Below are 7111 nucleotides of genomic sequence, written 5' to 3'. Positions count from 1 at the left end.
TCGACGCCAAGCGCGGCAAGATGTTCGCCAAGCTGATCAAGAACATCGAGGTCGCCGCGCGGATGGGTGGCGGCGACCCGGGCGGCAACCCGACCCTCTACGACGCCATCCAGAAGGCGAAGAAGTCGTCGGTCCCCAACGACAACATTGACCGTGCCGTCAAGCGCGGGTCCGGAGCCGAGACCGGCGGCGCCGACTACCAGACGATCATGTACGAGGGCTACGGCCCCGCCGGCGTGGCGATGCTCATCGAGTGCCTCACCGACAACAAGAACCGCGCGGCCATGGAGGTGCGCACGGTGATGAGCCGCAACGGCGGGTCGCTGGCCGACCCCGGGTCGGTCTCGTTCCTGTTCAACCGCAAGGGCGTGGTCGTCGTCCCCACCGACCAGGAGACCAGGACGGTGACCGAGGACGACGTCCTCGAGGCGACGCTCGACGCCGGCGCCGACGCGGTCAACGACCTCGGTGACAGCTTCGAGGTGGTCTCGGAGGCCTCCGACCTGGTCGCCGTGCGCACCGCGCTGCAGGCAGCCGGGATCGACTACGACTCCGCCGAGGCCTCGTTCGTCCCCGACATGCAGGTCGAGCTCGACAAGGACGCAGCAGCGAAGATGTTCCGGCTCGTCGACGCGCTCGAGGACCTCGACGACGTCCAGAACATCTTCGCCAACTACGACGTCCCCGACGCGGTCATGGAGGAGCTCGAGGGCGCAGACGCCTGAGTGCGCGTGTCGTCCGCCGATCCGGCGGTGGACGCCGTTAGCGTTCGTACGAACATCTGTTCGGACGTTCCCCTGGCGAGAGGCTCCCATGCGCGTGCTCGGCATCGACCCCGGCCTGACCCGGTGCGGGGTCGGCGTGGTCGAGGGCGAGGTCGGCCGCCCGTTGACGCTGGTCGACGTCGGCGTGATCCGCACGTCGTCGTCGCTCGCCGTCCCGGAACGGCTGGTCAGCATCGAACGAGGCATCGAGGCCTGGCTGGAGGAGCACCAGCCGGACGCGGTGGCGATCGAACGGGTCTTCGCGCGGTCCGACGTCAGCACCGTGATGGGCACCGCGCAGGCCAGCGGCATCGCCATGGTGGTCGCGGCCCGGCGCGGGCTCCGGGTGGCGCTGCACACGCCCAGCGAGGTCAAGGCCGCGGTCTCCGGCAGCGGTCGCGCCGACAAGTCCCAGGTGGGCCTGATGGTCACCCGGATCCTGCGGCTCGACGCCCCGCCCAAGCCGGCGGATGCCGCCGACGCCCTCGCCCTGGCCATCACCCAGATCTGGCGCGGCGGTGCCCAGGCCAGGCTCGACGCTGCGCTGGCCGCGGCCGGAAGGAACCGGTAGTCGTGATCGCGTTCGTGCGTGGCCAGGTGGCCGCCGTGACCCTGTCCAGTGCCGTCCTCGAGGTGAGCGGCGTGGGCCTCGAGCTGATGTGCACCCCCAACACCCTCGCCACGCTCCGGGCCGGTCAGAGCGCGACCCTGCCCACGAGCATGGTCGTCCGTGAGGACTCCCTGACGTTGTTCGGCTTCGTCGACGAGGACGAGAAGCAGGTCTTCGAGCTGGTGCAGACCGCCTCCGGCGTCGGCCCCAAGGTGGCGCAGGCGATCACCGCCGTGCTCGCGCCCGACGACCTGCGCCGGGCGATCGCCACCGACGACGTCAAGACACTGACCCGCGTGCCGGGCATCGGCCAGAAGGGCGCCCAGCGCATCATCCTCGAGCTCAAGGACCGGATCGGACCACCCGTGGGCGAGCGGCCGGCCTCGATGCCGCCGGCCGGTGCCTGGCGCGAGCAGGTGCACCAGGGCCTGGTGGGCCTCGGCTGGCCCGTGCGCGAGGCCGAGCGGGCCGTCGACGCCGTGGCGGACCAGGCCGGTGACGCCCCCGACGTGGCCGCCCTGCTCCGGGCCGCGCTGCGGGCGCTGTCGAAGGCGTGACGGGCGCGTGACAGGAGACCCGATGCACGAGGACGAGCTGCTCGAGGCGGAGGCGGCGCACCTGCGCGACCTCCAGGTGTCGATCACCGCCGTCGAGGCCGACGTCGACGAGCGGACCGTCGAGGCCGCGCTGCGGCCCCGGTCCCTCGACGAGGTGGTGGGTCAGGCCCGGGTCCGGACCCAGCTCGGCCTGGTCCTCGAGGCCGCCCGTCGCCGCGAGCGGCCACCGGACCACGTCCTGCTGTCCGGACCCCCCGGGCTCGGCAAGACGACGCTCGCGATGATCATCGCCGCCGAGATGGGGGCCCCGCTGCGGCTGACCAGCGGTCCGGCCATCACCCACGCCGGCGACCTGGCCGCCATCCTGTCGGGGCTCAACCACGGGGACGTCCTGTTCGTGGACGAGCTGCATCGGATGTCGCGGCCCGCCGAGGAGATGCTCTACCTCGCCATGGAGGACTTCCGGGTCGACGTGGTCATCGGCAAGGGACCGGGTGCCACCGCGATCCCGCTCGACATCCCGCCGTTCACGCTGGTCGGCGCCACGACCCGGGCGGGGCTGCTGCCGGGGCCGCTCCGCGACCGGTTCGGGTTCACCGGGCAGCTCGAGTTCTACGAGGCCGCCGAGCTCGACCTGATCGTGCACCGGTCCGCGGGGCTGCTCGGGCTCCCCCTGGAGGCCGACGGCGCGGCCGAGATCGCCTCGCGGTCCCGCGGCACCCCCCGGGTGGCCAACCGGCTGCTGCGCCGGGTCCGCGACTACGCCCAGGTGCGGGCCGACGGCGTCATCACCCTGGAGGTCGCCCGAGCTGCCCTGGAGCTCTACGAGGTCGACGAGCTCGGTCTCGACCGGCTCGACCGAGCGGTGCTCGACGCGCTCTGTGTGCGGTTCGACGGCGGGCCGGTCGGCGTCTCGACGCTGGCGGTCGCCGTGGGCGAGGAACGCGAGACCGTCGAGGAGGTCGCCGAGCCGTTCCTGGTGCGCCGCGGGTTCCTCGCCAGGACGCCGCGCGGACGCGTGGCGACGCCCGCCGCCTGGGCACACCTCGGGCTGGGCACCCCCAGCGGCTCGCTGGGTCCGGGCGGCGATGCGACTCTGTTCGAGGACTGATCTAGACTCACCGGTCGGCCCGTCGCGGCTGTTCCAACTCCGTGACACTCAAGTCCTCGACCGCTGTTCGTGAGGTCCCTCGTGCAAGACCTGGCATCGACCGTGCTGCCGCTGATCGCCATCGCGCTGGTCTTCTGGCTCCTCATCATCCGGCCACAGAGCCGCCGACAGCGGGAACTCCGGGACATGCAGGCCTCGTTGACTGTCGGTGACGAGGTGGTGCTCACCTCGGGCATCCACGGGGTGGTCCGCGGCGTCGACGACGCGGTGGCCCAGGTCGAGGTGGCCACCGGTGTGACCATCCGGGTCGCGCGGGCAGCGATCGGCATCGTGATCCCCACCGACAACGACGACGTGCCTGGCACGGGCGAACAGGAGAACCAGTAGTGGCTGCGAAGTCGGCACGCCCCGGACGCACGCTGATCGCGTTCTTCGTGGGCCTGGGCATCTCCTACGGCCTGGTGGCCCTCGCGGGCAGCTGGACCCCGGAGCTCGGCCTGGACCTCCAGGGCGGCACCCGGATCACCATGGTCGCCAAGGACGACCCGTCGGCGGAGAACCTCGAGCAGGCCCGCCGGATCATCGACCAGCGGGTCAACGGCTCGGGTGTCACCGAGGCCGAGGTCGTCTCCCAGGGCAGCAACATCATCGTCGTCGAGGTCCCGGGGGAGAGCCGGCGCGAGCTCCGCGAGACCGTCGAACGGCAGGCGCAGCTGCGGTTCCGGCTGGTGGCCTGCATCGACGACGGCGTCACCCCTTGCGGCACCTCGGCGGTCACTCCGGAGATCCCGACCGACGAGCAGCCCGGCGACGGCGTCGTGGCGCCCACGGAGTCGCCGGCGGCTCCCGAGGAGTCGCCCGCACCGTCCGACACCGCCGCTCCCTCCGACACCGCCTCTCCCTCCGGCGCCGAGTCGCCGTCCGGCACCGCCAACCGGGGACCGGCGAGCTACCAGGACGAGACGCCGTCGCCGACGGCCGAGCCGACCGACGCGGCGTCAGACGAGCCCACCGCCGAGCCCACCGGGACGCCCACCGACGGCACGTCCGAGGCTCCTGCGCCGATCCAGCCGCCCGAGGGCGGTGAGGGCGTCGACGACCCGCTGACCTGGATCGACAACCCCAACCAGGAGGCGGTCGACGCCTACAACGCGTTCACCTGTCCGGCCGACGGGTCACCGGCCAACGTGGTCGACGACCCGGAGAAGCCGCTCGTCACCTGTGGCACCGGCCGGTTCGAGGGCGTGAAGTACCTGCTGTCGGCCTCCATGATCGAGGGCACCGACCTCGACGACGCCGCGGCTGCCATCCCGCAGCAGGACGTCAACTACGTGGTGACCCTCGACTTCAACGGCGAGGGCACCGACGTCTTCGCCGAGATCTCCCGCGCCCTGGTCGGCACCGAGAAGCAGTTCGCGATCGTGCTCGACGGCCAGGTCCTGTCCGCGCCGACCATGGACGGCCTGATCCTGGACGGCAACGCCCAGATCTCGGGCGACTTCACCCAGGCGAGCGCTGAGAGCCTGGCCACCAGCCTCAAGTACGGCGCCCTGCCGATCGCGTTCGAGAAGCCGTCCGTCGAGACGATCGGTCCCTCGCTGGCGGGTGACCAGCTCAACGCCGGCCTCATCGCCGGCGCCTTCGGCCTCGGGCTCGTGCTGATCTACTGCATGTTCTACTACCGCGGCCTCGGCATCGTGGTCGTGAGCTCGCTGCTGGCGGCGGCGGCCGTCGTCTACGCACTGGTGCTGCTGCTCAGCGAGACGGCCGGCTTCACGCTGACCCTGCCCGGCATCGCGGGGCTGATCATCGCGGTCGGCGTCACCGCCGACTCGTTCATCATCTTCTTCGAGCGGATCCGTGACGAGATGCGCGAGGGCAAGTCGATGCGGGTCGCCGTCGAGGTCGGCTGGAAGCGGGCGAAGGTGACCCGGCTCGCGGCCCAGGTCGTGTCGCTGCTCTCCGCCGCCGTGCTCTACATCTTCGCGACGGGAGCGGTGAAGGGCTTCGGGTTCGCCCTCGGCCTCACCTCGATCGTCGACCTCGCGATCCTGTTCTGGTTCACCAAGCCGATGGTGACCTGGCTGGGCCGGTTCACGTTCTTCAACAGCGGGCACCGGTGGTCCGGCCTGAGCCGCGAGACGCTCGGCATGGACGGTCCACCACCCCAGCGAGCTGCCGTCCCGGCAGGAGGTAAGGCCTGATGGGCAGGTTCTCCCGGCTCGGCAACGAGCTCTACGGCGGCCGCCGGTCGATCGACTTCGTCGAGCACCGGGGTCGCTGGTACCTCCTCTCGGGGACGCTCGTCGCGATCGCCGTCGCCATCGTGCTGGTCAAGGGGCTGGCCTTCGGGATCGAGTTCACCGGCGGCACCCAGTACCGCGTGCCGGTCGCGGCCAGCGACGTGACGCAGGAGAACGCCGACAAGGTCCGCGAGGCCATCGCCGACGCCGGCATCGAGGCGACCGGTGCGCCGATCGTCACGACGGCCGGGCAGGCGCTGCTGGTGCAGACCGAGGAGCTCACCCCCGAGGAGAGCGACCAGGTGGCCGCGGTCATCACCGAGACGGTCCCGGTGACCGACGAGATGTCCCAGGACGAGATCAGCGCCAGCTGGGGCAAGGAGGTCGGTCAGCGCGCCGTGCTCGGTGTCGGGGTGTTCCTGGTCCTGGTCATGCTGTTCATCGCCGTCTACTTCCGCGAGTGGAAGATGTCGCTGGCCGCGTTCGTCGCCCTCGTGCACGACATCGCCATCACCATCGGCGTCTACTCCCTGTCCGGGTTCCCGGTCACCCCCGCCGCGGTGACGGGGCTCCTCGCGATCCTCGGCTTCTCGCTCTACGACACGGTGGTGGTGTTCGACAAGGTCCGGGAGAACACCCACCAGCTGCGCCAGTCCCGGCAGACCTACGCCCAGGCGGCCAACCTGGCCGTCAACCAGACCCTGGTGCGCTCGGTCAACACCGGCATCGTGGCGCTGATCCCCATCGGCGCGATCCTGTTCGCGAGCACGGCCCTCCTGGGCGCGAGCTCGCTCAAGGACCTCGCGCTGTCCCAGTTCGTCGGCATGGCCGTCGGCGTCTACTCGTCGGTGTTCCTGGCGCCTCGCGTGCTGGTGCACCTCAAGTCCAACGAGAGCGACGTCGTGCTCGCCGAACGGCGGGCGAAGGCCCGGGCGCGGCGGGAGGCCGACAAGTACCACACGGTGCCGTCGTTCAAGGAGGACATGCCGGTCCTCGACGAGCCCGACGACCTGCCCGAGGGTCTCGAGGACGACGACGAGCCGGAGACCCGGCCGACGCCGACCCGGGCCAGCGAGGCGGTCGGGCGCGGGCGGGTCGCTCCGGCCCCGGCTCGGCCGGTCGGCAACAGCCCTGCCGCGGGCCGGCAGCAGCCGAGCCGGCAGCCGAAGTCCAAGCGCGGCAAGAAGTAGCGCCCGGATGAGCGTCGTCGCGCGAGAGGCCCTGGACCGGCTCGTCCTCGACGTGCCGGACTATCCCGAGCCCGGGATCGTCTTCAAGGACATCACCCCGCTGCTCGCCGACCACGACGCGTTCACCGCGGTCGTGGGAGCCCTGGCCGCGGCCGGCCAGGACTCGTCGGGGGCCACGGTCGTCGACAAGGTCGTGGGCATGGAGGCGCGCGGGTTCATCCTCGCGGCGCCAGTCGCGCTCGCGCTCGGCGCCGGCTTCGTGCCGGTGCGCAAGGCGGGCAAGCTGCCCCGCGTGACGCACGCGGTGTCCTACGCCCTCGAGTACGGCGAGGCCACCCTCGAGCTGCACCGCGACGCCATCGCACCGGGGGAGCGGGTGCTCCTCGTCGACGACGTGCTCGCCACCGGCGGGACGGTCGTCGCCACCCGGCAGCTGGTCGAGAGCTGCGGCGGCGAGGCGGTCGGCGTCGCCGTGCTGATGGAGCTGGGCTTCCTGTCCGGCCGCGAGGCGATCGGCGACCTGCCGCTGACCGCGCTCATGACGGTCTGAGCACTGGTCGGTCGGACCTACACTTGACCGGGTGACCGAGGAGCGCACCGCGCCGCCCGCGGCACCGGCGAGCCCGAGGCCCCCCC

Annotated in this window: 8 protein-coding genes; all 8 read left to right on the top strand. The window is 71.6% G+C overall.

The genetic code is table 11. The features are described from left to right. The coding region (locus JHD21_RS18980; protein ID WP_292678392.1) for a YebC/PmpR family DNA-binding transcriptional regulator at positions 1 to 725 on the top strand (725 nt) is incomplete at its 5' end. A gap of 88 nt (positions 726 to 813) precedes the next feature. Continuing rightward, the gene (ruvC, locus tag JHD21_RS18975) at positions 814 to 1335 is read left to right on the top strand and encodes a crossover junction endodeoxyribonuclease RuvC (RefSeq protein WP_292678390.1); all 522 of its coding nucleotides are present in this window, start codon (positions 814 to 816) and stop codon (positions 1333 to 1335) included. Positions 1336 to 1337: 2 nt separating this feature from the next. Next, positions 1338 to 1931, top strand: coding sequence for a Holliday junction branch migration protein RuvA (gene ruvA / locus JHD21_RS18970; protein WP_292678388.1), 594 nt, complete (start codon positions 1338 to 1340; stop codon positions 1929 to 1931). A gap of 22 nt (positions 1932 to 1953) precedes the next feature. Beyond that, positions 1954 to 3042, top strand: a complete 1089-nt coding sequence (gene ruvB, locus JHD21_RS18965) for a Holliday junction branch migration DNA helicase RuvB (protein ID WP_292678386.1) — start codon at positions 1954 to 1956, stop codon at positions 3040 to 3042. A gap of 81 nt (positions 3043 to 3123) precedes the next feature. After that, positions 3124 to 3429, top strand: a complete 306-nt coding sequence (gene yajC / locus JHD21_RS18960; protein WP_292678384.1) for a preprotein translocase subunit YajC — start codon at positions 3124 to 3126, stop codon at positions 3427 to 3429. Next, the gene (gene secD, locus JHD21_RS18955) at positions 3429 to 5246 is read left to right on the top strand and encodes a protein translocase subunit SecD (RefSeq protein ID WP_292678382.1); all 1818 of its coding nucleotides are present in this window, start codon (positions 3429 to 3431) and stop codon (positions 5244 to 5246) included. Before yajC ends, secD begins: the two co-directional genes overlap by 1 nt. Then, the gene (gene secF / locus JHD21_RS18950) at positions 5246 to 6475 is read left to right on the top strand and encodes a protein translocase subunit SecF (protein WP_292678380.1); all 1230 of its coding nucleotides are present in this window, start codon (positions 5246 to 5248) and stop codon (positions 6473 to 6475) included. The genes secD and secF overlap by 1 nt, the downstream gene beginning before the upstream one ends. Before the next feature lie 7 nt (positions 6476 to 6482). Continuing rightward, complete coding sequence (locus JHD21_RS18945) at positions 6483 to 7025, top strand: adenine phosphoribosyltransferase (RefSeq protein WP_292678378.1); 543 nt, start codon at positions 6483 to 6485, stop codon at positions 7023 to 7025. Positions 7026 to 7111: the final 86 nt, after the last annotated feature.

Origin of the sequence: Nocardioides sp., assembly GCF_016462705.1 — a bacterium.
Lineage (GTDB): Bacteria > Actinomycetota > Actinomycetes > Propionibacteriales > Nocardioidaceae > Nocardioides.
Note: the sequence above shows the minus strand (reverse complement) of the source record. Positions and strands in the feature narration are given on the sequence as shown.

Bases quoted from the DNA above. Each gene is read 5' to 3' on its own strand.
- ruvC (WP_292678390.1), top strand. From the start codon at position 814: ATGCGCGTGCTCGGCATCGACCCCGGCCTGACCCGGTGCGGGGTCGGC.
- JHD21_RS18945 (WP_292678378.1), top strand. From the start codon at position 6,483: ATGAGCGTCGTCGCGCGAGAGGCCCTGGACCGGCTCGTCCTCGACGTG.
- secF (WP_292678380.1), top strand. From the start codon at position 5,246: ATGGGCAGGTTCTCCCGGCTCGGCAACGAGCTCTACGGCGGCCGCCGG.
- ruvB (WP_292678386.1), top strand. From the start codon at position 1,954: ATGCACGAGGACGAGCTGCTCGAGGCGGAGGCGGCGCACCTGCGCGAC.